This window comes from Neisseria sp. P0009.S007, assembly GCF_051962515.1.
Genome location: NZ_JBQCVF010000600.1, coordinates 1 through 955, shown reverse-complemented (window position 1 = coordinate 955; position 955 = coordinate 1). Strand labels below are relative to the sequence as shown.

Sequence of the window (955 nt, the reverse complement as noted above, 5' to 3'; positions counted from 1 at the left end):
CGCATCAGTGCCGCTTATCCGGACGGACGCCCAACCAAACGCGACCGCCGCCAGCTTGACCGTATGAAGCGCGATAGCTGGTAAAGCGTTTCATCCATTGTTTCAGACGGCCCTATATCCATGCCGTCTGAAAACCAAAAACAGGCAGGACATCCTGCCTGTTTTTTATTTGTGATGATTAAAATTTATATTCTAACTGACCACGAATAACGTTTACGTCCTGCTTATCTGTGCCGACGGTAGGCGTAACCTGTTTGCCGGCCAAATAAAAGCCTTTAAGTTTCCAGTTTTTCCAAGGAATATAGGTCGCACCGATTTGCACGCCTTGGACGTTTTTGCTGTAATCCTCAACGGAAGAGACACCGGACAACGAACCGACACGGCGGTAGTTCAAGAATACGTCGTAAGAATTGCGGACGTTCCAGTCGGCTGATTTATAGCGCACTTCAGTGAACACGCCATCATTTTTGATTTTTTGGCCGGCATCATTATAGGCTTTGATATTGGACTTGCTGACTGCAGCCATCCAATGCCAATCGTCATTAAATTTGATGTCCGTACCAATTTCCCCGAAGACTGCATTTTTCTTCGCACCGCGTACATCGATGTCTTTCATGTAGCTGACGGTTGCGCCGACGTTGATATTCTCATTCACAGGCAACACGCTTTGAACCGCGGCAAAATGTCTGCGGCGGCCGCCAATGCCCCATGCGTTGTCGTTCAAATTGCCAGTGCGGCGGCCTGCATAGATTTTGGTAGGCAGGGTTTTATTGTCGAAGAAGATTTCACCGCCGGTTACTTCAGTATCCCATACGCGACCGTATGAAGAGAACGCGCCAAATTTACCGACACGCGCTTTAATATTGTTGTACAAAGTGCCTTCGGCATACAGTTTATTCACCGGCACATCATGATCGCCGTTGAACTTACCGGTTTCCAAATCGATATTCGGCTC

The 955-nt window shown here is 48.2% G+C and carries 2 pseudogenes; one reads left to right on the top strand and one right to left on the bottom strand.

The annotated features are described in order from the left end of the window. Window positions 1–84: pseudogene (locus tag ACTHS3_RS15080) on the top strand (RNA-binding protein); the annotation flags it as partial. A gap of 94 nt (window positions 85–178) precedes the next feature. Here ACTHS3_RS15080 and ACTHS3_RS15075 read toward each other — a convergent pair. Continuing rightward, window positions 179–955, bottom strand: a pseudogene (locus ACTHS3_RS15075) (hypothetical protein); the annotation flags it as partial.